The 26,427-nt window shown below is 64.6% G+C and carries 21 protein-coding genes; 6 read left to right on the forward strand and 15 right to left on the reverse strand.

Annotated elements, in window-relative coordinates; translation table 11 throughout:
- Positions 1-7: 7 nt before the first annotated feature.
- Genes glyS through glyQ form a run of 3 tightly spaced genes read right to left on the reverse strand, consistent with a single transcriptional unit; the run spans position 8 to position 3,438 of the window.
- Positions 8-2,074: a glycine--tRNA ligase subunit beta gene (gene glyS / locus ACZ9XP_RS13995; RefSeq protein WP_465188645.1), complete on the reverse strand. Its 2,067-nt coding sequence runs from the start codon at positions 2,072-2,074 to the stop codon at positions 8-10.
- A 2-nt stretch (positions 2,075-2,076) separates the two neighbouring features.
- Positions 2,077-2,544 (reverse strand): surface-adhesin E family protein, encoded by a 468-nt coding sequence (locus ACZ9XP_RS14000; protein WP_147689115.1) that lies wholly within the window; start codon positions 2,542-2,544, stop codon positions 2,077-2,079.
- Between the two features lie 3 nt (positions 2,545-2,547).
- Positions 2,548-3,438 carry a glycine--tRNA ligase subunit alpha gene (gene glyQ, locus ACZ9XP_RS14005; protein WP_147689114.1) on the reverse strand — a complete coding sequence of 297 codons (891 nt, stop codon included), beginning with the start codon at positions 3,436-3,438 and terminating at the stop codon, positions 2,548-2,550.
- Positions 3,439-3,822: 384 nt separating this feature from the next.
- Between glyQ and ACZ9XP_RS14010 the strand changes: the two genes are divergently transcribed.
- Together ACZ9XP_RS14010 and ACZ9XP_RS14015 are read left to right on the forward strand one after the other, a co-directional pair.
- Positions 3,823-10,788 (forward strand): response regulator, encoded by a 6,966-nt coding sequence (locus ACZ9XP_RS14010; protein ID WP_465188624.1) that lies wholly within the window; start codon positions 3,823-3,825, stop codon positions 10,786-10,788.
- Entirely contained in the window at positions 10,785-11,726 is a 942-nt protein-coding gene (locus tag ACZ9XP_RS14015; protein WP_465188625.1) for a diguanylate cyclase, read from the forward strand. Before ACZ9XP_RS14010 ends, ACZ9XP_RS14015 begins: the two co-directional genes overlap by 4 nt.
- 32 nt (positions 11,727-11,758) lie before the next feature.
- On the opposite strand, the gene ACZ9XP_RS14020 is transcribed toward ACZ9XP_RS14015, so the two are convergent.
- Both ACZ9XP_RS14020 and ACZ9XP_RS14025 read right to left on the reverse strand, forming a co-directional pair.
- Positions 11,759-12,385 carry a 2OG-Fe(II) oxygenase gene (locus ACZ9XP_RS14020; RefSeq protein WP_147689111.1) on the reverse strand — a complete coding sequence of 209 codons (627 nt, stop codon included), beginning with the start codon at positions 12,383-12,385 and terminating at the stop codon, positions 11,759-11,761.
- A gap of 70 nt (positions 12,386-12,455) precedes the next feature.
- Positions 12,456-13,385 carry an alpha/beta hydrolase family protein gene (locus ACZ9XP_RS14025; protein WP_465188626.1) on the reverse strand — a complete coding sequence of 310 codons (930 nt, stop codon included), beginning with the start codon at positions 13,383-13,385 and terminating at the stop codon, positions 12,456-12,458.
- A 165-nt stretch (positions 13,386-13,550) separates the two neighbouring features.
- Here ACZ9XP_RS14025 and ACZ9XP_RS14030 point away from each other — a divergent pair, with 165 nt between their 5' ends.
- On the forward strand, positions 13,551-14,780 hold the full coding sequence (locus tag ACZ9XP_RS14030) for a DEAD/DEAH box helicase (protein ID WP_465188627.1): 1,230 nt from the start codon (positions 13,551-13,553) through the stop codon (positions 14,778-14,780).
- Here ACZ9XP_RS14030 and ACZ9XP_RS14035 read toward each other — a convergent pair.
- The 10 genes from ACZ9XP_RS14035 to ACZ9XP_RS14080 form a co-directional block, all read right to left on the reverse strand.
- On the reverse strand, positions 14,777-17,428 hold the full coding sequence (locus tag ACZ9XP_RS14035) for a bifunctional diguanylate cyclase/phosphodiesterase (protein ID WP_465188628.1): 2,652 nt from the start codon (positions 17,426-17,428) through the stop codon (positions 14,777-14,779). The two genes, ACZ9XP_RS14030 and ACZ9XP_RS14035, sit on opposite strands and share 4 nt — an antisense overlap.
- A gap of 13 nt (positions 17,429-17,441) precedes the next feature.
- Entirely contained in the window at positions 17,442-18,221 is a 780-nt protein-coding gene (locus tag ACZ9XP_RS14040; protein WP_147689107.1) for an ABC transporter substrate-binding protein, read from the reverse strand.
- Between the two features lie 216 nt (positions 18,222-18,437).
- A complete protein-coding gene (gene rlmF, locus ACZ9XP_RS14045) occupies positions 18,438-19,397 on the reverse strand; it encodes a 23S rRNA (adenine(1618)-N(6))-methyltransferase RlmF (RefSeq protein ID WP_147689106.1) in 960 nt (319 codons plus the stop codon).
- 154 nt (positions 19,398-19,551) lie between these two features.
- The gene (locus ACZ9XP_RS14050) at positions 19,552-19,857 is read right to left on the reverse strand and encodes a hypothetical protein (RefSeq protein ID WP_465188629.1); all 306 of its coding nucleotides are present in this window, start codon (positions 19,855-19,857) and stop codon (positions 19,552-19,554) included.
- Positions 19,858-19,944: 87 nt separating this feature from the next.
- On the reverse strand, positions 19,945-20,886 hold the full coding sequence (locus ACZ9XP_RS14055; RefSeq protein ID WP_465188630.1) for a GlxA family transcriptional regulator: 942 nt from the start codon (positions 20,884-20,886) through the stop codon (positions 19,945-19,947).
- 13 nt (positions 20,887-20,899) lie between these two features.
- A complete protein-coding gene (locus ACZ9XP_RS14060) occupies positions 20,900-21,211 on the reverse strand; it encodes a GIY-YIG nuclease family protein (RefSeq protein WP_465188631.1) in 312 nt (103 codons plus the stop codon).
- A gap of 2 nt (positions 21,212-21,213) precedes the next feature.
- A complete protein-coding gene (locus ACZ9XP_RS14065) occupies positions 21,214-21,885 on the reverse strand; it encodes a GNAT family N-acetyltransferase (protein WP_465188632.1) in 672 nt (223 codons plus the stop codon).
- 10 nt (positions 21,886-21,895) lie between these two features.
- A complete protein-coding gene (locus ACZ9XP_RS14070; protein ID WP_147689100.1) occupies positions 21,896-22,789 on the reverse strand; it encodes an EamA family transporter in 894 nt (297 codons plus the stop codon).
- A 113-nt stretch (positions 22,790-22,902) separates the two neighbouring features.
- Positions 22,903-23,211 (reverse strand): DUF1272 domain-containing protein, encoded by a 309-nt coding sequence (locus ACZ9XP_RS14075; RefSeq protein ID WP_147689099.1) that lies wholly within the window; start codon positions 23,209-23,211, stop codon positions 22,903-22,905.
- Between the two features lie 13 nt (positions 23,212-23,224).
- Positions 23,225-23,800, reverse strand: a complete 576-nt coding sequence (locus tag ACZ9XP_RS14080) for an isochorismatase family protein (protein ID WP_147689098.1) — start codon at positions 23,798-23,800, stop codon at positions 23,225-23,227.
- A gap of 218 nt (positions 23,801-24,018) precedes the next feature.
- On the opposite strand from ACZ9XP_RS14080, the gene ACZ9XP_RS14085 reads away from it, so the two are divergent.
- The 3 genes from ACZ9XP_RS14085 to ACZ9XP_RS14095 all read left to right on the forward strand — a co-directional run bounded on the left by ACZ9XP_RS14085 (position 24,019) and on the right by ACZ9XP_RS14095 (position 26,371).
- Positions 24,019-24,486, forward strand: a complete 468-nt coding sequence (locus ACZ9XP_RS14085; protein ID WP_147689097.1) for a hypothetical protein — start codon at positions 24,019-24,021, stop codon at positions 24,484-24,486.
- A gap of 72 nt (positions 24,487-24,558) precedes the next feature.
- Positions 24,559-25,269: a response regulator gene (locus ACZ9XP_RS14090; RefSeq protein ID WP_438697465.1), complete on the forward strand. Its 711-nt coding sequence runs from the start codon at positions 24,559-24,561 to the stop codon at positions 25,267-25,269.
- A gap of 22 nt (positions 25,270-25,291) precedes the next feature.
- Positions 25,292-26,371 (forward strand): ATP-binding protein, encoded by a 1,080-nt coding sequence (locus tag ACZ9XP_RS14095; protein WP_465188633.1) that lies wholly within the window; start codon positions 25,292-25,294, stop codon positions 26,369-26,371.
- The last annotated feature ends 56 nt before the right edge of the window (positions 26,372-26,427 follow it).

A 26,427-nucleotide genomic window follows, 5' to 3' on the forward strand; every position in this document is an offset into this window, starting at 1 on the left:
AACGAACTTACTCCGCCAGCAGCGAGATATCCGCTACGCGGTTGAACAGCGCGGCCAGGCTGGCCAGCAGGGCAATACGGTTGCCACGCACGGCCAGGTCGTCTGCCATCACCATCACGCCGTCGAAGAAGGCATCCACCGGCGCCCGCAGCGACGCCAGCTGGGTCAGCGCACCGGCAAAATCGTGGGCGGCAAACTTCGCTTCCACGGCCGGGGCCAGCGCCTGGATGGCGTCAAACAGCGCACGCTCGGCATCCTCGGCAAACAGCGCCGGGTTCACCGTGGCGATGTCGCCTTCGGCTTTTTTCAGGATGTTCTTCACGCGCTTGTTGGCCGCAGCCAGAGTAGCGGCTTCCGGCAGCGCCTTGAACTGCGCCACGGCGGCCAGTACGGCGCCCACTTCGTTCAGCTGGGTAGGGGCCAGCGCCAGTACGGCGTCGATCTCGTCAGCTTTGTAGTCGTTGGCCAGGTAGTTCTTCAGTCGTTCCAGCGTGAAGGCGTACACCTCGTCCACCACGTTGGCCGACAACAGGCCGGCCGGGAAAGCAGCGGCAGCGTCGCTAATCAGCGCTTTCAGGTCCAGCGGGGCGGCCAGCACCATGCGCAGCACGCCCAGCGCGGCACGACGCAGCGCGAACGGGTCTTTGTCGCCGGTAGGGATCAGGCCGATACCCCAGATACCCACAATGGTTTCCAGCTTGTCGGCCAGTGCCACGGCGGTGGCGATCGGGCCTTGCGGCAGGCTGTCGCCGGCAAAACGCGGGTGGTAGTGGCCTTCGATGGCGTCAGCCACGGCGGCGTCTTCACCATCCAGGCGCGCGTAGTAGCGGCCCATGATGCCTTGCAGCTCGGGGAACTCGCCCACCATGTCGGACACCAGGTCGGCCTTGGCCAGATAAGCCGCGCGTGCGGCCAAGGTGGCGTCGGCACCCAGCTGGGTGGCAATGGCGGCGGCAATGGTCTGCAGGCGTTCTACCCGCTGCAGCTGGCTGCCGATCTTGTTGTGGTACACCACATTGGCCAGGCGCGGCAGGCGGCTGTCCAGGCGCTGCTTCTGGTCTTGCTCGTAGAAGAACTTGGCGTCGGACAGGCGGGCGCGCAGTACGCGCTCGTTGCCGCCAATGATGTAGCGCGGGTCGTCTGTCTGCAGGTTGGACACCAGCAGGAAGCGGTTCATCAGTTTGCCTTCGCCATCCAGCAGCGGGAAGTACTTCTGGTTCTGCTGCATGGTCAGAATCAGGCATTCCTGTGGCACGTTCAGGAACTCGGCTTCGAAGCCGGCTTCCAGCACCACCGGCCATTCCACCAGACCGGTGACTTCGTCAAACAGCGCATCCGGGGCTGCGATGGTGGCGTTCAGGCGGGCAGCGGCTTCGGCCAGCTTGTGGCGGATCAGCTCGCGGCGGGCGGTAAAGCTGGCAATGACTTTGCCTTCTTCGGCCAGGGTGCGGGCGTAGGCATCGGCGTTGGCCACGGTCACGTCACCAGCCGACAGGAAGCGGTGGCCACGGGTGAGGTTGCGGCTTTGCAGGCCCAGTACCTCGCCGGCGATGACTTGCTCGCCGTGCAGCATCATCAGGCCGTGTACCGGGCGCACGAATTGCAGGTCCAGGTCGGCCCAGCGCATCAGCTTGGGCGCAGGCAGTTTTTTCAGTGCGGAGGCCACAATGCCGGACAGCACGGCGGACAGCGCCTCGCCGGCCTTGGTGGATTCGTAGGCGTACACGTCCTGCTTGCCGTCGTGCACGGTGGTCAGCGCGGCCACGTCTACACCGCAGGAGCGGGCAAAACCGGCCAGCGCGGGCGACGGCTGGCCGTCTTTCATGCCGGCAGACACGGCCGGGCCACGGCGCACGGTGTGCTGGTCGGGCTGGATGGCCGCCACGGCCGGGATCTGCACCGCCAGGCGGCGCGGGCTGGCGTACACGTTGGCCACCGCGTCAGCGGCGGCAAACTGTAGCTTTTTCAGCTCGTCGGTAATGGTGTCGGCAAAGCTGTTGGCCAGCTTTTCCAGTGCTTTTGGCGGCAGCTCTTCGGTGAGCAGCTCAATCAGCAAGGTGGCTTGTTGGGTCATGGTCATTCAATCTTTTCGCTGGGGGCGTTAGGTGCCAGGCGGCAGACAATCTTCAGCATGGTTTCGGCGATGGAGCCCTGCTCCACCGGCACGAAGGTCCAGTTAAAGCGCTGCAGCTGGAACATCTGGGTGTAGACATGCTTGTTGCGCTTGGTCCAGTAGCTGGTGTTCACAAAGGCGTACTGCATGTTCTGGCAATCGGCACGGCCTTCGAGGCGGCGTACCTGGTAGCTGATACCCAGGCTGTCTTCCTGCTTTTTCTCGGCGTAACGCTCCTGGTTGATGAAGCGGACAAGGCCTTCGTTCACATTGGCAATGCTGTCCAGATCGATGGCCAGCTCCAGCGCGTCACCACTTTGGTACACCTGGAAGTTGCCTTCCTGCTGCGGGGCTTCCTGCTGGCTGGCCAGATACCAGGTCAGGCCGGCCAGCACCGCAATCAGGGTGAAAAAGGCTACCGCTGTCTTCATGGCTTAGTCTTTTCTGCACATCGGGAAGCCCAAGGCTTCACGCGCGTCGTAATAAGCCTGGGCCACACCGCGGGACAGGTTGCGGATGCGGCCGATGTAGGCGGCACGCTCGGTGACCGAAATGGCACCACGGGCATCCAGCAGGTTGAAGGTGTGGCCGGCTTTCAGGATGGTTTCGTAGCCCGGCAGCGGCAGGCCGGCTTCCAGCAGGCGTTTGGCTTCGCTTTCGTAGTCGGCAAACTGTTTGAACAGCAGCTCGACATTGCTTTCTTCAAAGGCGTATTTCGATTGCTCGAACTCGTTCTGGAAGAACACGTCGCCGTAAGTCACCACGGTGCCGTCCGGCAGGCGCGTCCATACCAGCTCGTACACGTTTTCGATGTCTTGCAGGTACATGGCCAGGCGTTCCAGGCCGTAGGTGATTTCACCCAGTACCGGCTTGCAATCCAGGCCGCCTACTTGCTGGAAGTAAGTGAACTGGGTCACTTCCATGCCGTTCAGCCAGACTTCCCAGCCCAGACCCCAGGCGCCCAGGGTGGGGTTTTCCCAGTCGTCTTCCACAAAGCGGATGTCGTGAATGGCCGGGTCGATGCCCAGCTCGCGCAGCGAACCCAGATACAGGTCCTGGATATCCGGCGGCGAAGGTTTCAACACCACCTGGAACTGGTGATGCTGGAACAGGCGGTTCGGGTTTTCGCCGTAGCGGCCGTCTTTGGGGCGGCGGCTAGGCTGCACGTAGGCAGCGTGCCACGGTTCCGGGCCCAGGGCGCGCAGGAAAGTGGCAGTGTGCGAGGTGCCTGCGCCCACTTCGGTATCGTAAGGCTGCAACAAAGCGCAGCCCTGACGGTTCCAGTAGTGCTGCAGGGTGAGGATGATTTCCTGGAAAGTGAGCATGTGGCGGAATCTGAATGATTGAAAAACAAAGCCCGATTCTAACCGTATAGGGGAAGGCGGGGAAAGCGTAGCGCGGCGGCAAGCCGGCTGCGGCCAACCTTGGCACGTCACGGGCAAGACATTTGCGGCAGCCCCGGCCATCAGCCGGCTGACCGGCGACCCGTCACACTCTGCATAAAATGCCACAGCAGGCGGCCTGGCCATACAAATTGCATCAAATTAGTGGCAAATCGGCCTTTGTTTCACACAAAATCATAAAATAAGTACATGTTCTATATAAAAAGCTAGCAGATACCCCGCCAGCTACCCGGCTGCGGCCAACCCACGGCCAGCAGACATGCGCGCAGGCGGCATAGCGCACACGCAGGAACACAGGCTCACACCATGATCACACTGCCCGCATACCACCCAGGCAGCCTGCTACACGATAGCGGCACCTCGCTGATCTACCGCAGCCAGCACCGGCAAAGCGGCCAGCCTGTCATCATGAAGGTGTTGCGCAACCCGCAGCCTCAGCCTGCCGACGTGGCACGCTTTCAGGCCGAGTATGCCTGCCTGCAGCGCTTTGCCCACGCCGGTATCGTGCAACCACTGGCCTTGCTGCAGCATCAGCAGCACTGGGTCATGGTGCTGGAAGACTGCGGTGGCGTGGCACTGAGCCAGCTGCTGGCACAAGCCGGCCAGGCGCTGCCGCCCGCCCTGGTGCTGGAAATGGCCCTGCAGCTATGCGACGCACTGGACTGCGTCCACCAGGCACAGCTGGTCCACCGCGACATCAACCCGTCCAATGTGGTGTGGAATGCCGACACGCACCAGCTACAACTGATCGACTTTGGCCTGGCCCAGCCGCCCAGCTACGAGCACCACACCGGCCCGCTGCACGAAGGCACACTCGCCTACAGCTCGCCCGAGCACACCGGCCGCACCAGCCATACGCTGGGCTACCGCGCCGACTACTACTCGCTGGGGGTCACCCTGTACCAGCTGCTCAGCGGCCGGCTGCCATTCGATAGCCAGGACGCCATGGAGCTGGTGCACAGCCACCTGGCACGCAGCCCGGACTTCCAGCTACCCGCCTTCGCCGCCCTGCCGCCACAGCTGGTGGCCGTGGTGCAGCGGCTGCTTGAGAAACATCCGGACCGCCGCTACCAGACCATTGCCCTGCTCAAGAATGACCTGCAGCTGTGCCGCCAGCTACTGGCCGACACCCAGACCGATAGCGGAGAAACCAACGGTGGGCATTCGCGCGGCCAGCTGGTACTCCCCGGCAACCTGTACGGGCGAGCCCCACAGATAACGCAGCTGCTGCAAGCCTTTGCCCGCTGCCGTGGCGCACACAACGAGCTGGTGTTACTGGGTGGCTACGCGGGTGTGGGCAAATCCGCGCTGGCCGACGCGCTGCGCCAGCCTGCCAGCGAACAAGGCAGCTTTTTTGTGACGGGTAAATGCGAGCAGTACAAACGCCACACCCCTTACGCCGCCGTGATCCAGGCGTTTCAGGATTTGCTGCGCCAGCTGCTTACCCTGCCGCAAAGCCAGCTGGCACAGTGGTCGCAGCTACTACGCGACGCACTGGGCGAGCAGGCCGACATCCTGTGCGCCCTGCTACCCGAGCTGGCCCTGCTGCTACCCGCCCGGCACGTCAGCCCGACGCTACCGCCGCAAGAAGCCCAGCACCGCCTGCACCGGCTACTGCTTGCCCTGGCCGCCACCTTTGCCAGCCCCTACCACCCGCTGGTGATTTTTCTGGACGACCTGCAATGGGCAGACCCCGCCACCCTGGGCTTGATAGAACAACTGCTCACCAGCCCGCAAGCCCGACACATCCTGCTGCTGGGAGCCTACCGCGACAACGAAACCGGGCCTGGCCACCCGCTGTCCGGGCTGCAAAGCACCCTGGCACAGCAAGGCGTCGCCATGCAAACCCTGCACATTGCGCCGCTGGGGCAAGAACACATCCGCCAATGGCTGGCAGACACCCTGCAATGCCCGGTAGACAGCATCAGCCCGCTGGCCACGCTATGCCAGCACAAAACGCAGGGCAACCCGTTTTTCCTGCGCCAGTTCCTGCGCAGCCTGTACGACCGCGGCCTGCTGTTCTACCACCCGGCAGAAGCACGCTGGTGCTGGCAACAGCAAGCGCTGGACAACACCGCCTTTACCGACAATGTCGTCGCGCTGATGGTAGACAAGCTGCGCAGCCTGCCCGCCCCGACCCAGGCCCTGCTACAGCTAGCGGCCACGCTGGGCAACCGCTTTACCCTGGGTCAGCTGGCACGTATTGCCGCCCTGCCTGCGGCCAGTGCACGGCTACAGCTCAAACCCGCGCTCGCCCACGAGCTGATACGCCCCGCCAGCCACGACAGCAACGGCGGGCAGGACGACTACCGCTTTGTGCATGACCGCATCCAGCAAGCCGCCTACGCGCTCTACGACGAAGCCGGCCAGCTACAGCAACACCTGAAGGTTGGCCGCAGCCTGCTGGCGCATAGCACCCAGCTGCAAGACGACCTGTACGCCATTCTGGAACAGCTCAACCCGGCCATATCACTGCTGCACGACCCGGCCGAGCGCGAACAGCTGGCCGTGCTGAACTACAAAGCCGGCAAGCTGGCACAAGGCGCAGCCGCCTACCCCGCCGCCCTGCACCACATGCAGCTGGCGCAACAGCTGCTACCTGACGACGCGGCCAGCGATGACCTGCGCCACATCCTGCTGGGCCTGTGCGACGCCGCCAGCCACTGCGGCCAGTTTGCCCTGGCCGACAGCCTCTACCCGCAGCTGCAAGCCCATAGCCCGTGCACCGCCACGCAAATCGAAGGCTATCTGGTGCAGATGCACCAATACCTGCTGCAAGGCCGCTTCCACGATGCCCTGCAGCTACAACGCCACGGCCTGGCCATGCTGGGCATTGGCCTACCTGCCACCCTGGCCGAGCAACAAAGCCAGCTGCACGCACTGGAAAACGAGCTGGGCACCGCGCAGGGCTTGCCCGACTGCGCCGTACTGCACACGCTGGGCCAGATGACTGACCGCACGGCGCAAGCAGCCATGGCCCTGCTGCTTGGCGTCAGTCATGCCGCCTACCTGTCTGGCCAGCAAACGCTGGACGCCCTCGCCATCCTGCACATGACCCGGCTATCGCTCACGCATGGCCACAGCGAGCTGTCGCCCTACGCCTACGCCCTGTACGGCTTTACGCTGGGGCAGCTGCACCAGCATTACCAGGCTGGCGAACACTGGGGCCAGCAGGCACTGGCGCTGTCCAGCAAGCAGCCGCATATCGCCATTCGCGGGAACACCCACTTTCTATACGCCAGCAAGCTGGGGCACTGGCAGCACCCGCTGCGCAGCCTGAACGGCTACTACCAGGAAGCCCTGCACTGGAGCCAGGAAAGTGGCGACCTGCTGAACGAAGGCTACATCCTGACCGTACGCGGTACCGACCGCATCATGCAGGGCCAGTACCTGCCCGCGCTGCTGGAGCTGGGCGAGCAAGACCTGCAGCGCCTGCAAAATCCCAGCCGGCAAGACATGTACGATTGCACCCGCGTCAGCAGCGTGCAGCCGCTGTGCTGCCTGATGGGGCTGAGCTACCACCCGCACAGTTTCGACGACGAATCGTTCAGCGAGCACGACTTCCTGCAGCGCTACCAGCACAGCCCGTTGCACCTGGCCTACTACCACTACAGCAAACTGTTTACCGGCTACCTGCTGCGCAGCCCCGACGCGGTCGCGCTCACCGCCCAGCTGCCGCACATTGCGGCCAACGTAGCCGGCCAGTTCAAGGAAACAGAAGCCACGTTCTACTGCAGCCTGATTCTGGCCCGCGCCCTGCGCGAACAGCCGGCACACCCCGAGCGTGCCAGCTGGCAAGCCACGCTGGCCGCCTGCCTGGCCCGCTACGCCCGCTGGGCCACGCTGTGCGCAGACAATTTTGGCGCCCGCCACCTGCTACTGCAGGCAGAACAAGCCCGGCTGGACGGGCAGCCGCTGGCGGCACAACAGCACTACCAGCAAGCCATAGAACACGCCACACAGCACGGCTTTGTCCACATTGCTGCCATGGCATGCGAAAGCTATGGCGACTACTGGCTAGACGGTGGCCAGACCACCATTGCCCAGCTGTTCCTGAGCCAGGCCTGGCAGGGCTACCAGGCGTGGGGGGCCAGCGGCAAGGCCAGCCAGCTGCAGCAGCACTACCAGGCCCGCGGCCTGCAGCTCACCCTGCCGCCCGCGCAAACCATCCCGCGGCCAGAACGGTCCTCCGGCAACCAACACGCGACAGACAGCGCGACCTCGCTCGACCTGGCCTCCATTCTGAAAGCCACCCGCGCCCTGTCCGGCGAGCTTAGCCTGGAGCGGGTGCTGGCCCGGCTGCTGGACATCGTGCGCGAGAATACCGGCGCGCAGTACGCCCGCCTGCTGCTGCACTACCAGAACCACTGGCTGCTGGAGCAAGGCGACAGCCAGCGCAGCAAGCCCGAACCCGTGCTGCTGGACGCGCGCCAGCACCCGCTGCTACCGCTGTCGCTACTGCGCTACGTGATCCGCACCGGCGAAGCCCTGATAGAAGGCAACCTGGCTGCCTCGCCACGCTTCCACACCGACCCCTACGTAGAACAGCACCAACCCGGCTCGGTACTGTGCCTGCCCATTTTGCGCAAGCAGCAGGTCATCGGCGTGCTGTATCTGGAAAACCGCCTGATCCAGCACGCGTTCAGCCACGAGCGGCTTACCTTCCTGCGCATGCTCACCCTGCAAGCACTGGTCTCCATCGACAACGCCCGGCTATACGACAACCTGGAGCGCCAGGTACAAGAACGCACTGCCCGGCTCAACCAGATACGGCTGGAGCAGCAAGCCATTCTGGACAATGCGCTGGTCGGCATTGCCTTCGTGCGCGACCGCATCTTCCAGCAATGCAACCAGGGGTTTGAGCAGATATTGGGCTACCCGCAAGGCGCGCTGGACAAACAGCCCACCCAGCTGGTTTACCTGAGCGAAAGCGACTACCAGCTCACCGGCCACCTGACCCGCAGCAGCTATCTGGAAACCGATATGGCACTGCGCCGCCAGAACGGTAGCCCAGTATGGTGTGCCATCAGTGCCAAGCTGGTGAACCCCGCCGACCCGGACGCCGGCATGGTGGTGGTGATCATGGATATCAGTGCACGCAAGGCCGCCGAACAAGCCATGGCCGAATCGCGCCAGCGCGCCGAAGACGCCACGCGTACCAAATCGCTGTTTCTGGCCAATATGAGCCACGAAATCCGCACTCCGATGAACGCCATACTGGGCATGGCGCGGCTGGCCCTGCAACGCGACCCCGATCTGCAAGTAGGCCATTACCTGCACAAGATCCTGGCCAATGGCGAGGGCCTGCTGCAAATCCTCAACGACATTCTGGATTTTTCCAAGATAGAAGCCGGCAAGCTCACGCTGGAAAGCGTGCCGTTTGCGCTGGACAATGTGCTGGAACGCGTTACCGACGTCATGGTGCTGCGTATTCAGGGCAAGCCCATCGAGCCCATCTGCCAGTTGGCGGCCAACGTCCCCGGCCGGCTGATAGGCGACCCGCTGCGGCTGGAGCAAATCCTGTGCAACCTGGCCAGCAACGCCGCCAAGTTTACCGAGCGCGGCCAGATTGCCCTGTCGGTGAGTGTGGCCGAGCAAGACACCCACAGTGTCAGCCTGAGCTTCACCATGCAAGACAGCGGTATCGGCATAGAGCCCGCCCTGCGCGAGCAGCTGTTCCACTCCTTTACCCAGGCCGACGGCTCGGTCACCCGGCGCTACGGTGGTACCGGCCTGGGCCTGGCCATCTGCAAACAGCTGGCCAGCCTGATGCAAGGCGAGCTGCTGGTAGACAGCCAGCCCGGCCACGGTAGCCGCTTCACCCTGCGACTCACCCTGCCCTGGCAAACCGACACCGCCCCCGACACCCCGCTGCCCAGCCGCCACGTCCTGGTGGTGGACGACCACCCGCAAGCACGCAGTGCCTTGAGCAATATGCTGTTCAGCCTGGGCATGCAGGTGAGCGAAGCCGGCGATGGCATGGCCGCGCTGGCCCGCTTACACCAGGCCTGCGAACAAGGCCAGCCGGTAGACCTGGTCCTGCTGGACAGCCAGATGCCCGGCTGGAGTGGTGCCGACACCCTGCAACGCCTGCGCGCCGCCAGCCTGCCCCGCGAGCCGGCCGTCGTCATGCTCACCCAGCCTTACAGCGACAGCGAAGACGAGCAGCCAGCCGGCGTGCAAGGCATCTTGGCCAAACCACCGCGCCCCGCCAGCGTGCTGACCCTGCTACAAAGCCTGGCCGGCCACGCCCTGCCCGCCCCGCCTGATGAAAAACAGCGCCTGGCGCTGCAGCTGGCCAGCCTGTCCAGCGTCGCCGGCTGCCGCGTGCTGCTGGTGGACGACAACGCCATTAACCGTGAAGTGGTATTGGGCATGCTGGAAGACAGCGGGCTACTGATCGATATCGCCGAGAATGGCGTCGACGCCGTAGACGCCGTCAACATCGGCCACTACGACCTGGTGCTGATGGATATCCAGATGCCCATGCTGGATGGCTTTGCCGCCACCCGGCAGATCCGCGCCAACCCGGCGCACGCCAGCTTGCCCATCGTGGCACTCAGCGCCCACGCCATGGTGAGCGACCACCAGGCCAGCCTGGCCGCCGGCATGAACGATCACCTGGACAAACCCATCGTACCCGATGAGCTGATTGCCGCCCTGCTGCGCTGGCTACCCGCCCAACAGCCGCGCCGGCCACTCGCCGCCACACCCCGACAAGGCAGCCATAACCTGGCGCAACGCTTGCAATACCACTTTGTCAGCAGCTACCGGCAGCTACCGGCCAAACTGCAGCTACTGCGCGAAGCCGGCGACTGGGCCGCCATCGAATACCACACGCACAGCCTGAAAGCCGCTGCCGCCTACGTGGATGCGCAGCGCCTGGCCCGGCTCGCCAGCGATATCGATGGCGCCCTGCGCGACCACCAGCGCCTGGCCGCCGAAGCGCTGTTGCCCGAGCTGCAGGACGAGCTGGAAAAAACCCTGCACCAGCTACAGGCAAGCACCAGCCCACCCGCGCGCAGCACTGTCACCCCCAAGACACCACTGGAACAAGTGCGTCTTTTGCAACATTTGCAAGATAAGCTCAAACACGCCGACTCCCGTGCCGATGAAGCATTAGCGGCACTTTTTGATGCCATGCCTATCGATTGCCATGAGCATTTGATTAATATCGGTAAATTACTTGATCAGATAGAATATGATCAGGCCTACAGACAGCTGCAAACACTGATCAAGACACTGGACTTGCCCATCGGAAGTACCGCATGAAACAACAACAAAAAATCCTGATCGTGGACGATGTCATCATCAACCTGCACTTGCTGGACGGCCTGCTGAAGGCCGACTACACCGTCCTGATGGCCAAAAACGGCCAGCAAGCCCTGCAGCTGGCGCGCGAGCACCACCCTGATCTGGTATTGCTTGATGTGGTCATGCCGGAGATGGATGGCTTTGCCGTACTGCAAGCCCTGCGCCACGATGCGCGCACCAAGCATATTCCGGTGATCTTCATTACCGGCCAGGACCGGCCGGAAGACGAAGCACAAGGCCTGCTGCGCGGGGCGGTGGACTACATCACCAAACCGCTGAACGAGGTCATCGTCAAGGCACGGGTAGCCACCCACCTGAAGCTGGAACGCCAGCGTCGCATGCTGGAAACCCTGGCCAATATCGATGGCCTGACCGAGCTGCCCAACCGCCGCCAGCTGGACCAGGTGTATCAGGGCGAATGGGAACGCGCCCGCCGCAACCAGCTGCCGCTGTCGGTCGCCATCATCGATGTGGACTGCTTCAAGCAATACAACGACCACTGCGGCCACGCCATGGGCGACCGTGTGCTGCAGCAACTGGCGCAAACCATTGCGGCCAACCTGGGCCGCCCCGGCGATCTGGCTGCACGCTATGGCGGCGAAGAGTTCGTGGTGATTCTGCCGGCCACCCAGAGCCAGGGCGCCTGGCAGCTACTGGAAAGCATGCGCCACACCGTAGAAAGCATGGCCATTCCACACCCGGCATCGCCGGTGAGCCCGGTGGTCACCATCAGTGCCGGTGTCGCCAGCCTGCAGCACGGGGCAGACACCCCGGCTGCGCTGCTCCAGCTGGCCGACCAGCGCCTGTATCACGCCAAACGCAGTGGCCGTAACTGCGTGGTAGGGGAAGCGGGCATCCACATAGAGCTGGGCAACCCGCTGTACAGCCTGGGTTAAACACGACACGTACCCTGGCTACGGCAGCGCGCTCACAACAGGCGGTCGCTGCGGCGGCGGTACCAGCCGGTCACCGACAAGCGCTGCTGCCGCGCCGGCAGCACCTCGTGCCAGAAGCGCTCTGACAGGAATAAAACCAGCGTGCCGGCTTCCGGCTCGATATCGCGGTACTCGCTGCACGCCTCGTCCAGGTAAAGGCGGATCTGCCCGCCCGCGTCCTGCGGCCAACCTTCATTCAGATAAAACACCGTGGTCAGCGTGCGCGCATCGTCGTCCTGAAAACGGTCCAGGTGCTTCTTGTAGAACGCGCCCGCCGGGTAGACGGCAAAGTGCGATTCCAGCTCGGCCAGGCCCAGATACAGGCCGCGGTTCACCGCGTGCATGATGTCGTCCATGGCCGCGTTATACGCCTGCACTGCTGGCTCGGCCGCCACCTGGTCCAGCCACAGTACCGAGTCGCTGCGGATCTCGGCGCGGCGCGCCTGGCCGGTGGCGCGCCCGGTGGCCGCCTCGTGAAACAAGCCCTGCTGCCATACCGACAGGCAGGTGTCGCGCAGGTTGTGCACCAGCGGGGCGGGTAGCGCATGCGGTATCACCACCCAGCCTTGGTCGGCCAGGGTGTCCAGCACGGCGTCCAGATCAAATTGCAAAACAGTCATCGCGGTATCCGGCGAAAAACATCAAGGCGGGCTTTGTACCATGCGCGCAGGCTGACGCCAATGCGCCAGATCAAGCGCCAGGGTGCTCGGCCACACGCTGGTGCTGGCCGGCCAGCCAGGCCAAGACCAGCGGAAAGTGATCGTTGGCCGCATCCGGGTGGGTCAGCAGGCTCACGTGGTCGTAATCGTGGCGGTGGCCGGTGTGGCGTGCCAGCAGGTGTACGCGCGACAGGTGCGCGCCGCTTTCTGCGCGGAAACGCCGCACATCGTCGGGGTGGCCACGGCAGGGGTCGTTCTGGGCGGCAAAATACAGCGCAGGCGGCAGGGTGTGGCGCTGCGCGGCGGCAGCGTAGTCAAAGCCGTCATCGCTATCCACCCAGGGGCGCACCTTGGCCCACTGCTTGCTCTGCCAATGGCTCTTGTTGCTTTCGTCGTCGGCCCCCAGGCCCATGCGCCGCGCCGGCAGGTAACCCACGCTGCGGCACAGCAGCCGCGCCACGCCGTTCCACATCAGGTCGACTTCCAGCAGCTTGTTCAGGTTGCGCACGTGCACGCTGCGCTTGCTGCCGAAATACACCAGGCTGGCCACCTGCGGTATCAGCGCGGGCTGGTACAGCAGCGCACTGCTCATGTGCACCCCGCCCCAGGAGTGCGCCATCCAGTGCACCGCCTGCCCGCCGCTATGCTGGCGCACCGCCGCGTGCAGCGCGGGCAGGTCTTCGCGAATGATCTCGGTCTGGCCGTGGCGGGCATGGCGGCTGATGCGCGGCGTACTGCGCCCGCGCCCGCGCAGGTCGGCCACGTACACGTCGTAGCCCTGGCTAGCCAGGTAATGTGCCAGCCCTTTGCCGCTATCGGAATAAAAAATGCGCCCGTTGGCCATCACTCCGTGCACCATCAGAACCGGCTGGCCGTTGTGCAGCGGGTGGCGAATGCGCTTTACATACAGGGTATCGCTGGCGGTAACGGGCACGAACAGGTCTTCTTCGCGGTTTTTCATGGGGCCTCGGCTGCGGGATGGCAATAATCAAACAAGCGCTTGAATCATGCGCATCCTGCCCGGCGCCGTCAATCGTCATGCCAAGGTCGTGGCGTGATGGCGGTGCTGGTTGCCACCGCGCAAACCCCGTAGACTGCCGCCTTTGCACCTTACCCGGCCCTGCCCATGCCTTTTTCTACCCTGGCGCTCGACGCGGCGCTGCAACGCGCGCTGGCCGACGCCGGCTTTGACACCGCCACCGCTATCCAGCAAGCCGCCATCCCGCCCGTGCTGGCCGGCCACGACGTGCTGGCCACCGCCCGCACCGGTTCGGGCAAAACCGCGGCCTACTGCCTGCCCCTGTTGCAAAAACAGCTGGCCGCTGGCCGTGGCTGCAGCCTGATCCTGCTGCCCACGCGCGAGCTATCACAGCAGGTTGGCGACACCCTGTGGCAGCTGTCTGCCCACCTGCCCCGCCCCAAGATCGTGGTGGTCTACGGCGGCGTATCGATTAACCCGCAGCTGATGGCGCTGCGCGGCGGGGCCGATTTTCTGGTGGCCACGCCAGGCCGCCTGCTGGACCTGATCGCCAATAACGCCGTGCCGCTGGGCAGCATCGACACCCTGGTGCTGGACGAAGCCGACCGCCTGCTGGCGCTGGGCTTTGCCGACGAGCTGGGCCGCATCCTGGCCCTGCTGCCGGCGCAGCGCCAGACGCTGATGTTCTCGGCCACCTTTGCGGCCAACGTACAACAGTTGGCCACACGCCTGCTGCAGCAGCCGCAGCGCGTGGCCATTGCCGACGAAGCCGCGCCGGACATTAGCCAGCGCGCCATCGAGATCAACGCGGCAGACCGCTACGCCGTGCTGCTGGCGCTACTGCGCGAGGCCGCGTGGCCGCAGGTACTGGTGTTCGTCAACAGCAAGCACGACGCCGCCGAGCTGGCGCAATGGCTGCAACGCGAAGGCGTGCGGGCCGCCGCCCTGCACGGCGAGCTGGCTCAGGGCCGGCGCGAGCGCGTGCTGGACAACCTGAAAAACGGCACGCTGCACGTGCTGGTGGCCACTGACCTGGCCGCACGCGGTATCGATATCCCCGCCCTGCCCGCGGTGATCAATGCCGAGCTGCCGCGCTCGCCGCAGGATTACACCCACCGCATCGGCCGTACCGGGCGCGCCGGGCAAGCCGGTGTGGCCATCAGCCTGATCGACGCCGATAGCCGCGCGCACTTTCGCCTGATAGAAAAACGCCTGGGTTTGAAGATCGCCCGCGAGCAGCTCGCCGCCTACCCGGCCAGCGATACACCGGCGGCCAGGTTGGCCGCAGCCGACGATAACGGCGGCATCAAGGGCAAGCGCATGAGCAAGAAAGACAAGCTGCGCGCTGCCGCCGTGCAAGGCAGCAATAAAACCTAGCTGCGGCTATGGGCCGCGGCCAGCCGCTGTTCGAATGCGGCCAGCGGCTGCGGTGCGCCAAACAGATAACCCTGGAAGTGCTGGCAACCACAGGCCAGCAGGCTGTCGTACTGCGCCTGGCTTTCCACGCCCTCGGCCAGCACATCCAGCCGCAGGGTCTGCGCCAACCCCAGCACCGCGCGCACGATGGCGGCATCGGGGCCGTCGTGCTGCATGCCCTGTACAAACGACTGGTCCAGTTTCAGCTGGTCCAGCGGCAGCTTTTTCAGGTAACTAAGCGACGAGTAACCGGTGCCGAAGTCATCCAGCGCCAGGTGCACCCCCAGGCGGCGTATTGCGCGCATCTTGCGGCTACCGCTGCCATCGTCGTCCATCAGCACACTTTCGGTCAGCTCCAGCACCAGCTGCTCAGGTGGTGCACCGGTTTGCGCCAGGATGGCGCGCAGCTGGGCCACAAAATCCGGCTGGCGCAGCTGGCACACACTCACGTTCACCGACAGGCTCAGCCCCGCCGTGTGCGGCTGGGCCGCCCAGCGTGCCAGCTGCCAGCAGGCCTGCTCCAGTACCCATAGGCCGATAGGCACGATCAAGCCGCTCTCTTCGGCCAGCGGCACAAAGCGCTGCGGCGACAAATCGCCCAGCACGCTATCGTGCCAGCGCAGCAGGGCTTCGGCACCGCAGATCTTGCCACTGGCGTCTACCTGCGGCTGGTAATGCAAGCTCAGTTGTTCTTCTGCCAGCACGCGGCGCAGCGCGCTCTCCAGCCTTGCCTGCTCTGCCACGCTGCGCTGTAGCGCCATGTCAAAAAAGCGTACGGTGTTACGCCCTGCTGCCTTGGCGCTGTACAGCGCCATGTCGGCACGCTTCATCAGGTCGTCGCATTGGCGCGGGCCGTCGGCAAACAGCGATATCCCGATACTGGGCGTGCACTGGTAGTCGTGCCCGTTCAGGTCATAGTGGGCGTTCAGCGCCAGGCGCAGGCTTTCACCCAAGCGCTGCGCCACGGCAGCGGCTTCGGCCACATGGCTGCCCAGTGCCGGCAGCAGTACCACGAATTCATCCCCCCCTAGCCGCGCAACCGTGTCGTTCTCGCCGACCCCGGCCTGCAGCCTGCGGCCAACCTGTTGCAACAGCGCATCGCCATGGTCGTGCCCCAAGGTGTCGTTCAGCATCTTGAAGTTGTCGAGGTCGATAAACAATAGCGCGCCCTCGCCTTCCGGGTGCGCCAGCGCCAGCTGCAGGCGCTCCAGCAGCAAGCGGCGGTTGGGCAGGCGGGTGAGCGGGTCGTAGTAAGCCAGCTGCTGGATTTCCTGCTCGGCGGCCTTGCGCTGGGTAATGTCGGTGAGCATGGCCACGTAGTGGCTGACTTCGCCGTGGGCATCCTGCACGGCGGTGATGGTGAGCCATTCGGGGTAGATCTCACCGTTTTTGCGCCGGTTCCAGATTTCGCCGCTCCAGCTGCCGTGGCTCAGCAGCTGGTGCCACAGCTGGGCATAAAACGACCGGTCATGGCGGCCGGAGCTCAGTAGCGCGGGGGTCTGCCCTACCGCCTCGGTCTGGGTGTAGCCGGTAATGCGGGTAAAGGCGCTGTTCACGCGCAGAATCACACTGCGCGTATCGGTAACAAAAATGCCTTCTTGCGAATCGAAGGCGGCGGCGGCGATGCGCAGGTCTTGCTCGTCGCGTGCCCGCGCCCGCGCCAAGCGCTCGAAACGCAGGAAATACAGCGTGGCCACGCCCAGCAGTATCAGCAGCACGCCGGCCACCACCCAGGCCGTGCGCCAGGCTTCCTGCCGCCAGGGGGCCAGCGCCCGCGCTTCGTCCAGGTGTACAGCCAGCACAAAGGGGTACACGCGCGAGGCGCGGTAGGCGGTGAGCACACGCTGGCCATCCGGCCAGGTTTCGCGGTAGCTGTCGGCATCGGTCTGGGCCAGGCGGGCGGCCAGCAAGCGGCTGGGGCCGGGCTGGCCGGGGCGGGCCTGCGGGTCGGTACTGATGATCAGGCTGCCGTCGTAACGCAGCAGCACCACCTGGCCCTGCTGCGGGCTAATGTGGTTGCTGTAGAAGTTCAGGAAATAATCGGTATTGAGCGCGGCCAGCACGGTGACCCAGCGCTGGTCGTCCTGCATCACGTCCAGCGCGACGGGGATAAAGCTGATGCCGCTCTGCGCTGGCTGGCCGGCCAGCGAGCTATCGGCAAAATCGCGCCCGGCGGTGAGCGGGCCGGTGCGCAGCACACCCAGTGGCTCGGTACTTTGCGGCATGAACTGGCTGCGCGGCAGCCGCAGCCCCAGGTTAGCCGCATTGGTACTGGCTTCCACGACCCCCTGGCTGTTTTCCAGCGCGATGGAACGGATATAAGGCGCCTGCTGCAAAAATGCCTTGAGCTTGTCGCTGCGCTGCGGTGTGCTGCCAGACAGCAGCAAGGTGCGCTCCACCACGTTCAGGCTCTGGGTGAGCTGGTCTTCCAGCGCCCGCACGGTCAGGCTGGCCAGGGCAAACTGGCGCGCCAGCGCCTCGCTACGCAAACGCCACTGCACCGAGGCAGTAGCCAGCGCGGTAAACAGCAGCACCAGCACCACCACCATGACAAAGGTCGCGCGCTGATTCAGGCCCAGCCGGGTTTGCAGGCTGCTGTACTGACTCACTGGCTACCCTGCTCTAGCGCTCGGCTACCGGGTCCAGCTTGTGGCGTTTGATCGCCGCAGCCAGGCTGCCATCTTGCCGAGTACGCTCGAGATAACGCGACACCCGTTCATACCAGGCATCGTCACCCTTTTTCATGGCGTAGGCGTAATGGGTCAGGTGGTAAGTAGCAGGCGGGGCCACCAGGCGTGCCCAGTCGGTGGTTTCCAGCATGCGGCGGCTAAACGGGTAGTCGGTCATGAATACGTCGGCACGGCCAGACTCCACCTCTTGCTCGCGCCCTTGCGGCGTATCGGTCACCAGCAGCGTGGCCTGCTTCAGTTTTTCACGCATCACCGGCTCGTGCAGCGTGCCTTTGGCTACCGCCACCACCATGCCAGGCTTGTCGATGTCTTCCCAGCGCTGGATGCGGCGGTTGCTTTTGGTGGTAATGGCGTAGATGTCGCTGATCAGGTGCGGGCGGGTAAAGCGCAGCTTTTCACTACGCGCCGGGTTGATGCCGATGGCAAACATGGCGATATCGCAACGGTTTTGCTGTACGTCGTCGATCAGGCTGGCAAAAGAACTATCAACAAACTTCACCGCCACGCCCAGGTCGCGGCCCAGCCCCTGTGCCATATCGATATCCACCCCGCTGAGCTGACGGGTTTTCGGATTGCGGTAGGAAATACCGTAATAATCGGGCCAGATGCACACGCGCACTTCGCGTGCGGCCTGGACATCGTCCAGGCGGCTGGCACTGGCGCTGACAGGCAAGGTGGCCAGGGCGGCCAGGCAAAACAGGGCATATTTCATGGCAGGTTCCAGGCGGGCCAAGCAGCGGGCGTGATAGGCACTTTAACAATCAAAATGCATAAAACCCGCTGCTTGAAATTAACACTTTCTATCTAATATGCACCTTACCAGCCGCACTTTTCACCAGCCATGCACTAGATCAAGTATTGCGCTACAGGTGGCCACAGGCGGTGCAGCACCGGGTATGCACCGCCGTTGGCAGCGTTCCACTGCGGGTCAGGCTTCCCAGCGCTCTTCGCGCCATTCGGCCATGGCTTCTTTGTCCAGGAAGGTCCAGGCCACCACACGGCTGATCTTGTTGCCCTGCGCCATGTCCAGCGTGATCACACGCTTGGCGTTGCACATTTCCAGCTCGCGCAGCAGGCCGCGGACATTGTCCACCTTGGACACCAGCGAGCTGAACCACGCTACCTGATGGCCGTAGCGCACGCTCTGGCGCGCCATGGTGGCCAGGAAATACTCTTCGCCGCCCTCGCACCACAGCTCGTGGTGGCGGCCGCCAAAGTTCAGTTCCACATTGGCCATGCGCTGGCCGGTGAGGTTGGCCACCTTGCGCCGCGCCGCGGCGTCGGCTTCGGCAGCAGAGCCGTGAAACGGCGGGTTGCAGATGGTCAGGTCGAAACGGTCTTCGCGCTTGATGATGCCGTCGAACACGTTGGCCGCATCGGTTTGCTGGCGCAGTTTCAGGCCGCTTTTCAGCTGCGGGTTGGCATCCACGATCAAACGCGCCATGCGCAGCGCGTCGGCGTCGATATCGCTGCCGACAAAGCGCCAGCCGTATACGTGGCGGCCGACAATCGGGTAGATGCAGTTGGCACCCACACCGATATCCAGCACGGTGGCGCGCTTGGGAATGGTGCCTTTATTGCTCTTGGCCAACAGGTCGGCGGCGTGGTGCAGGTAGTCGGCACGGCCGGGTACCGGCGGGCACAGGTAGCCGGGCGGGATATCCCAGAACAGCACGCCGTAGTGGTGCATCAGCAGCGCGCGGTTCAGCGCTTTCACGGCGGCGGGGTTGTGGAAGTCCACGGTTTCGATACCGTGTTCGTTATGGCGCACAAACTCGGCCAGCTCGGGGTTGGCCGCAATCAGCGCCACAAAGTCATAGCGCTCGCGGTGCACGCTGCGAAAGTGCAGGCCGGGTTTGCCGTCGCCGGCAGGAAGGGTAATGGTCATGGCAGATACCGCAAAATCAATCGGCGGATTGTACGGGCTTATTGCCATTTCGTGGGAACCGCTGCATCGGCAGGCTGGCGCAGTGCTGTCGTAGCGGCCCGGCAAAGCGCAAGGCCAGCCCGCGGGCTGGCCTTGCTGTGTTCACTGCCAGCACTCAGGCGAAAATATCGATAATGTTGCCGGCCACTTTCATGCCGTTCACCACGCTCTCGCCGGTGGCGGCCACCGTTTCGTACACCACCTCGGCCGCCTCGACCGCCGTTTCTGCCGCGCCGGCAGCCAGGTTGAAGGCGCCACCTGCCAGGTCTACCCCGGCTTCGCCCAAATCCAGCGCCGCCTCGCCCAACTCGCCCGAGACCGCATCCACCACCGCCTCCCCGGCGTGGTACACGCCCTTGCCCAGCCCCACCATGCCTTTCAGCATCTGGCTGCCGCCTACGGCCATGCCGCTATAGCTCATCGCTGCTCCCCGCTACGCAAAGCCATCAGCATGCCGCGCCAGGCAGGGAGGCGGGTTGCCAGATTGTTGCCGCCGGTAACAAGGCTTTTACAAACCCGCCGCCACCTGCCCCGGCAGCTGCTGTTCGAACTTGGCCCACACGCGGCGCATATCGCGTGCCGAGGCAAACCCTGCCCCCTCGGCCGCACGCTCCACCGGCACGCCCTGCTGCAACAGCTGGCGCACCACCGCCACACGCAGGCGCTGCTGATATTCCACAATGCTCACCCCGGCCTGCTGGCGAAACAGCCGCGTGAGGTGGCGCGGGCTCAGGTGCACCCTGGCCGCCAGGCTGTCCAGCGGCCAATGCTGCGCCGGGTCGCGCGCGATGGCATCCTGCGCGCGGTGTACCGCCGGGTGCAGGTGATTGCGGTAAGCCAGCCACGGCGACAGCTGGGCGTCGTCGCCGGCGCGGCGGCTGTACAGCACCATGCGCCGCGCCACCCGCGCCGCCACATCGGGGCCCGCGTGGCGCTCTATCAGTGCCAGCGCCAGGTCCATGCCGGTGGTAATGCCGGCCGAGGTGGCAATGTGGCCATCTTCCACAAATACGCGGTTATCCAGCACCCGTGCCCGTGGCGCGGCCGCAGCCAGCTTGGCGGTAATGCTGTGGTGCGTGGTGCAGGTGCGGCCATCCAGCAGCCCGGCCATGCCGGCCAGCAGCGCACCGGAGCACACGGTAGCCAGCGCCACCTGCGGGCGGATGTGCTGGCGCAGCCAGGCCACCAGCTGCTGCGCCTCGGGCGTGGCGTAATCGGCGTCTTCATCTACCGTACCCACCACGATCACCAGACTGCCGTCGGCCACCGCTGTGGGCAGCGGGTCGATGCGTGACACCAGCCCCAGCGAGCTGACGCACTCTGTCGCCGGGCCGGCAATGTGCAGGCGAAACGGCGCGCCCTCGTCCAGCGCCATGCGAAAGGCCTCGGCCGGGCCGACGAAATCCAGCGCCAGATAGCGCGGGGTAAGCAGGAAGTAGATGTCTTTCATGCGGCCAACCTTGTCATTGCTTTGGTTTGAAAGGCGGCCATTGGTTGTAGCCAACCGCTGGGTTATTAGCGCCCAATGCCAGAATGAAGCCGACCTCTTGCTGACTTAGCTCCGAACGGCTGCAGTCTGCCGACTCCCACAGAATTTCCTTACGGATAGTGAAGTCACGCCGCTCCTCCCTTGAAAAGTCTTTAGCGATGAGCTCGTCAGAAGCACTACCAAAATAATTAATGCTGTCCGTGCGGTCTTGTCCGACGTAAATTTTTCCATTCGGATAAGTGATTTTGTAAATCACGTACAGCGGGCGAGCGCCTTGCCCCGACACGGTTAAAACTCCCCCAGCTTGATGTCCGGCTGGTAATCGCCGTCCACCTCCTTGACGATGGCCTGGCCAGCAATGACGCGTTCGCCATTGAAGGTGAGCGTGGGCGCGCCGTGCAGCTGCCAGCCACGGTTCAGCGCCTCGGTCACGCGGTGGCAGAAAGCGCTGTCGTCGGGGCCGGTCAGCAGTCGGTACAGTTTCATGGTGTGGGTCCTGGGGTCAGAAGGTATGACGATACACGACAAAGCCGGTCTCCCGCGCCACACGGTCGTACAGCGGGCGGCGGCGTTGTCGTGGCGGGTGTGCCAGTACACGCTGGGGCTGCCGGCGGCCTGCGCCTCGGCCAGTACGGCGGCAATCAGCTGCCGTGCCACGCCCTGCCCGCGCGCCGCAGGCACAGTGAACAGGTCTTGCAGGTAGCAGGCGTGGTGCGCCATCAGCGTGTTGCGGTGGAACACATAGTGCGCCAGCCCCAGCAGCTGGCCGCCGCGCCAGGCTAGCAGCGCGTGCATCGGCTCGGCAGGGTCGAGGAAGCGTTGCCAAGTCAGCTGGCTGATGGCGGCCGGCAGCGCCAGCTCGCCGTCGCGACCGTAAAAGGCGTTGTAGGCGTCCCATAGCGGCAGCCAAGCGTCGAAATCGTCCGGCTGCGGCGGGCGCAGCTGCAAAGTATCGCGCATGCGGCCAACCTTACGCTGGCTGCGGCTTGCGCCACAAGGCCAAGAGGCGCGGGCCGAACACGTTTACCGCCAGCCCGGCCAACAGCAACGCGCCGCCGGCCAGCTGCCAGAAGCTGAGGCGCTCGCCCAGCACCAGCGCCGCCGACAGCACGCCGAAAAACGGCACCAGCAAGGAAAACGGCGCCACCACGTTGGCCGCATGGCGGCTCAATAGCTTGCTCCACTGGCCGTAGCCGAACAGCGTGGCCACCAGCGCCAGGTAGGCAATGGCAAACAGGCTTTGCGGCGTGGCCACCTGCGCCCACACGATGCGCTCGGCCTCGAACAGGCCGGACAGCGCAAAGAACGGCACAATGGGCACCAGGCTGCTCCATACCACCAGGCCCAGCATGTCCGGCTTGTAGCCGGCGGCCACGATGCGGCGCACCACCACATTGGACAACGCCCAGCTGGCAGCGCCGCACAGCGTCAGCACGAAACCGGCCAGGGGCAAGTTGGCCGCGCCCAGGCCGCCGATCAGGTAGAGCCCGGCGCTGCCGATCAGCAGGCCGGCCAGCTGCCACGGGGTAAAGCGTTCGCCCAGCCACAGCATGCCGATAATCAGGGTAAAAAACGCCTGCGACTGCAGCACGATGGACGCCAGCCCGGCCGGCATGCCCAGCTTGATGGCGGTAAACAGGCAGGCAAACTGCCCCAGCCCCACGCTCAGGCCGTACAGCGCCAGCCAGCGCCACGGGATAGCCGGCCGCCGCACAAACAGCAGGCCCAGGCCGGCGGCAGCGCTAAAACGCAGTGCCCCCAGCAGGAAGGGCGGCACACCGGCTACGCCCCATTTGATCACCACAAAGTTGAAACCCCATACCGCAACGATTGCCAGCGCAATCAGCCGGTCTTGCCAGTTCATGGCCTGCTCCCCAAGGTTGGCCGCACGCGGCCCGGATGAATGACAAGCAGCTTACGCAGGCTGGCTGCCCGCGCACAGCAACAGTGCGTTCCGTTTTGCAGGACACAGCGCTATCAACGTGCACCCGGTGGCAAGCCGCCCTGTGCGGCCAACAGCGCAGCATGGGCGGCCAGGTCTACCGGGCGGTACGTCACGGTAGCCGTCGCCGGGTGCGCAGCCAGGCCGGTGCGGCCAACCCACTGCCGCGCCGGGCGGATGGGGCGCGGCGCAAAGCCCCCGCCGCAGTTGGGGCAAGTGTTATGCAGCACGGTGTCTACACAGCGGGCGCAGAAGGTGCACTCGTAGCTGCAGATACGGGCATCAGCGCTATCCGGCGGCAAGGGGGTGTTGCAGTGTTCGCAGCTGGGGCGCAGTTGCAGCATGGGGTGTGTCCTTTCAGAGGATGGCCGAGTTGGCCGCATCGGCATCCAGCCGCGCCAGCACGCTGGCCACGGTATGGATGTGGGCAAAGCGGCCGGCCAGCACCAGCTCGGTACGCTGGCAGATGTCGTCGGCGCTGTATACGCGGCCGCTGAGCGGGTGGGTCATGTCGAAAGTCAGCGTAGCCTCGGTGACAAAATCCACGGTAAAGCCCAGGTCGCTGCCAACACGGGTGGTGGTTTCGCAGCACTGCTCGGTACGGATGCCGCTGATGATCAGCCGGTCTACGCCGCGTGCGGCCAACCACGCCTGCAGGCCGGTATCGGTAAACGCGTTGTGTACGTGCTTGGTAAAGCTAGCGTCGGGCGCCGGCGGCAGCCAGGCCATAGGCTGGACATGCCCGCTGGCGGCGGCGAATGGGCCGTCGCCGTCCTCGTGCAGTACGTACACCACCGGCACGCCACGGGCACGCGCCCCGGCGATCAGCGCCAGTAGCGCGTGGCGAAAGGGGGGCAGCCGGGTGTCATCCCAGTAGCTGCGGTGCAGGAAAGACTGCTGAACATCGATCACAATCAGGGCAGAACCGGACATGGCGACATACCTGTATGCCAGTGGAGACAGGCTTATTGTGCCGGGCATGCCAGCCAGACACCATGCCGCGCCAGGCCAAATACAGGACAAATCGCGCCATCTCACCCTACAGCCGCCACCGCTATGTATCAGCCCTGTTACAAAGGGGACAAGGGCGCGATACAGCCCGGCAGGATACTGCCAGTATCGGCCCTGCGCCGCCCCCAAGGAGCCCTGTCATGAACAAGAAAACCCTGCTGCTGGCCACCGCCTTGCTGGCACTGGCCACCACCCTGCCCGCACGGGCAGATGAGCCCGCCCCGCCCCCGCACGGCCCGGCACAAGGGATGCCGCACGATATGCCGCCCCCACCGCTGGCCGTGGTACTGGAAGACACCCTGCCTGCGCTGCAACTAAGCGATGCCCAGCAGTCGCTGTGGATCAAAGCCGAGCAGGACGACCTGAACCAGCGCACACGGCAGCAGCGTGGCCTGCAACATGCCGGTTTCAAGCTGCAGGAAAAACTGGCGGATACCCGCCTGAGTTTGTCGCAAGCGCTACGTGCGGCCAGCCTGGCTGCTCCAGGCATGCAGCCATCGCCCGCCTGGCTGGCATTTTTTGATAGCCTCACAGGCCAGCAAGCCGGCATCGTGCGCCAGGTGTTACAGTCGCCACCGCCAGCCCGCGATTTGCCGCCGCCAGGCTAAACGCTGATACCCGTCACAACACGGCCGTGCCGCCACCATGCAGGCGGCACGGCGCTTTCCCAAGGAGCATGCATGAACGAACACGGCATCCGCCTGCTGATCGTGGACGACGACCCCGACATCCGCAGCCTGCTGGCGCAATACCTGCAAGGCTATGGCATGCAGTGCCTGTGTGTGGGTGACGGCCACAGCCTGCGCAGTACGCTGGAAAGCGAGCAGCTTGACCTGATCATCCTGGACCTGATGCTGCCCGGCGAAGACGGGCTATCGCTATGCCGCTATGTGCGCGCCCAGGGCGACACCCCCATCATCATGCTCACCGCCCGTGGCGAGTCGGCCGACCGGGTGGTGGGGCTGGAGCTGGGTGCCGACGACTACGTGGTGAAACCATTCGACCCGCGCGAACTGGTCGCACGCATTCACACGGTGCTACGCCGGGTACGCGGCAAACCGGGCACGGCGGCCGACCAGGATACCGTGCAGTTTGCCGGCTGGCGGCTGAGCCACCAGAAGCGCCAGGTCACCACCCCCGCACAGCTGCTGGTGCCGCTATCCAACGCCGAATACCGCCTGCTGTGCGCTTTTCTGGCCCGCCCGCAGCGCATCCTTAGCCGCGAGCAGCTGATGGACGCCGCCCGTGGCCGTACCGTCGAAGCCTTCGACCGCAGCATCGACCTGCTGGTATCGCGCCTGCGCCAAAAGCTGGGCGACGACCCGAAACAGCCGCAGCTACTGAAAACCGTGCGTGGCGAAGGGTACTTGCTGGACTGCAAGGTTAACTGAAAGCCACCGTATGAAATGGCCTGTGCCTGATACTGTTTTTACCCGCTTGTTTGGCTTGGTGCTGGCCGCGCTACTGTGCAGCCACCTGGTGATGACCGCCCTGTTCATGGTGTTTGCACCCGATGGCCCGCCACCAGAGGACAGACGTCCGCCAGACAGGGCACAGCACCGGGAAGCCCCCCCGCCAGACTTGGCACGACACCCGGAGGGCCCACCGCCCGGCGACCACCCGCCGCCCGGCAAAGGCGAACGCCGAATGCCGCCGGAATTCTGGGCAGGCTTTGCCATACAGCTCGTGCTGGTCACCCTGCTGGCCTGGTACGGCGCGCGCCGCCTGGTACGCCCTATCGAGCAGCTTACCCAGGGCGCCCGCGAGCTGGGCCGCACGCTGGATTCGCCCCCGATAGACGAAACCGGCCCGCTGGAAACCCGCCAGGCCGCACAGCTGTTTAACGACATGCGTGCCAAGCTGCGCCGCCAGATGGACGAGCGCAGCCATTTCCTGGCCGCGGTATCGCATGATTTGCGCACCCCGCTAACGCGCATCCGCCTGCGCAGTACGCAGATAGAGGACAACACGCTGCAGCAGCGCCTGAACCAGGACATAGACGATATGGCCGCCATGCTGGATGCCACCCTGGCCTACCTGCGCGATAACAGCCAGCAAGAACACTGGGAACAGCTGGATATCGAAGCACTGCTGCAGGCCATGGCAGAAGACGCGCAGGAGCTGGGCCAGCCGGTTACCTTTAGCGGCCAGGCCAGCCAGCTACGTACCCTGCCCGCCACCCTGCGCCGCTGCCTGGACAACCTGCTTGAAAACGCCTTGCGCTATGGCGTGCGTGCCGACATCAGCCTGCAGCAAAGCGACACCACGGTAGAAATCTGCATTCGCGACCACGGCCCCGGCATACCAGAAGCCGAGCTGGAACGGGTATTCGAGCCCTTTGTACGGCTGGAAGACTCGCGCAACCGCCACACCGGCGGCACTGGCCTTGGGCTGACGATCGCCCGCGATGCAGCGCGGCGCATGGGCGGCGAGCTCTACCTGAGCAATGCTGGCAGCGGCGGCCTGATAGCGCTGCTGGTACTACCACGCTAGGCAGGCAGTTTGTATCGAGCATGATACAAAGTGGATAAATCATGCTTACAACAGCG

It is taken from the genome of Vogesella perlucida, from assembly GCF_979366545.1.

Bases quoted from the DNA above. Each gene is read 5' to 3' on its own strand.
- ACZ9XP_RS14065 (WP_465188632.1), bottom strand. From the start codon at position 21,885: ATGCGCGATACTTTGCAGCTGCGCCCGCCGCAGCCGGACGATTTCGAC.
- ACZ9XP_RS14055 (WP_465188630.1), bottom strand. From the start codon at position 20,886: ATGAAAGACATCTACTTCCTGCTTACCCCGCGCTATCTGGCGCTGGAT.
- ACZ9XP_RS14030 (WP_465188627.1), top strand. From the start codon at position 13,551: ATGCCTTTTTCTACCCTGGCGCTCGACGCGGCGCTGCAACGCGCGCTG.
- ACZ9XP_RS14070 (WP_147689100.1), bottom strand. From the start codon at position 22,789: ATGAACTGGCAAGACCGGCTGATTGCGCTGGCAATCGTTGCGGTATGG.
- ACZ9XP_RS14075 (WP_147689099.1), bottom strand. From the start codon at position 23,211: ATGCTGCAACTGCGCCCCAGCTGCGAACACTGCAACACCCCCTTGCCG.
- ACZ9XP_RS14080 (WP_147689098.1), bottom strand. From the start codon at position 23,800: ATGTCCGGTTCTGCCCTGATTGTGATCGATGTTCAGCAGTCTTTCCTG.
- ACZ9XP_RS14000 (WP_147689115.1), bottom strand. From the start codon at position 2,544: ATGAAGACAGCGGTAGCCTTTTTCACCCTGATTGCGGTGCTGGCCGGC.
- glyQ (WP_147689114.1), bottom strand. From the start codon at position 3,438: ATGCTCACTTTCCAGGAAATCATCCTCACCCTGCAGCACTACTGGAAC.
- ACZ9XP_RS14040 (WP_147689107.1), bottom strand. From the start codon at position 18,221: ATGAAATATGCCCTGTTTTGCCTGGCCGCCCTGGCCACCTTGCCTGTC.
- ACZ9XP_RS14015 (WP_465188625.1), top strand. From the start codon at position 10,785: ATGAAACAACAACAAAAAATCCTGATCGTGGACGATGTCATCATCAAC.
- ACZ9XP_RS14050 (WP_465188629.1), bottom strand. From the start codon at position 19,857: ATGAGCTATAGCGGCATGGCCGTAGGCGGCAGCCAGATGCTGAAAGGC.
- ACZ9XP_RS14090 (WP_438697465.1), top strand. From the start codon at position 24,559: ATGAACGAACACGGCATCCGCCTGCTGATCGTGGACGACGACCCCGAC.
- ACZ9XP_RS14020 (WP_147689111.1), bottom strand. From the start codon at position 12,385: ATGACTGTTTTGCAATTTGATCTGGACGCCGTGCTGGACACCCTGGCC.
- glyS (WP_465188645.1), bottom strand. From the start codon at position 2,074: ATGACCCAACAAGCCACCTTGCTGATTGAGCTGCTCACCGAAGAGCTG.
- ACZ9XP_RS14085 (WP_147689097.1), top strand. From the start codon at position 24,019: ATGAACAAGAAAACCCTGCTGCTGGCCACCGCCTTGCTGGCACTGGCC.
- ACZ9XP_RS14010 (WP_465188624.1), top strand. From the start codon at position 3,823: ATGATCACACTGCCCGCATACCACCCAGGCAGCCTGCTACACGATAGC.
- ACZ9XP_RS14025 (WP_465188626.1), bottom strand. From the start codon at position 13,385: ATGAAAAACCGCGAAGAAGACCTGTTCGTGCCCGTTACCGCCAGCGAT.
- rlmF (WP_147689106.1), bottom strand. From the start codon at position 19,397: ATGACCATTACCCTTCCTGCCGGCGACGGCAAACCCGGCCTGCACTTT.